Origin of the sequence: Mesorhizobium sp. M00.F.Ca.ET.216.01.1.1, from assembly GCF_004010325.2 — a bacterium.
Taxonomy (GTDB): Bacteria; Pseudomonadota; Alphaproteobacteria; order Rhizobiales; family Rhizobiaceae; genus Mesorhizobium.
Genome location: NZ_SADR02000531.1, coordinates 1 through 288, shown reverse-complemented (window position 1 = coordinate 288; position 288 = coordinate 1). Strand labels below are relative to the sequence as shown.

Below are 288 nucleotides of genomic sequence, written 5' to 3'. Positions count from 1 at the left end.
TTCGCAGTCATGCCGAAGCTGTGGAAAATCGCACATGCGAAACACCACATTACGGCCGCCGACTACGTGCATGGCGAGTATGGCGGCAAGTGGTTTCCGGCAGCGGTCGCGCTGACCGGCATCGTCGCGACCATGCCGTACATTGCGCTGCAACTGGTCGGCATGCAGGTGGTGATCAAGGGGCTCGGCGTGACCGGTGAATTGCCGTTGATCGTCGCCTTTGTGATTCTCGCGCTGTACACATACGCAAGCGGCTTGCGTGCGCCGGCGATGATCGCGTTCGTCAAG

1 pseudogene is annotated in these 288 nt (G+C 60.4%); it reads left to right on the top strand.

Annotation, left to right across the window (positions count from 1 at the left end):
- A pseudogene (locus tag EN859_RS37310) lies at window positions 1–288 on the top strand (sodium:solute symporter); the annotation flags it as partial.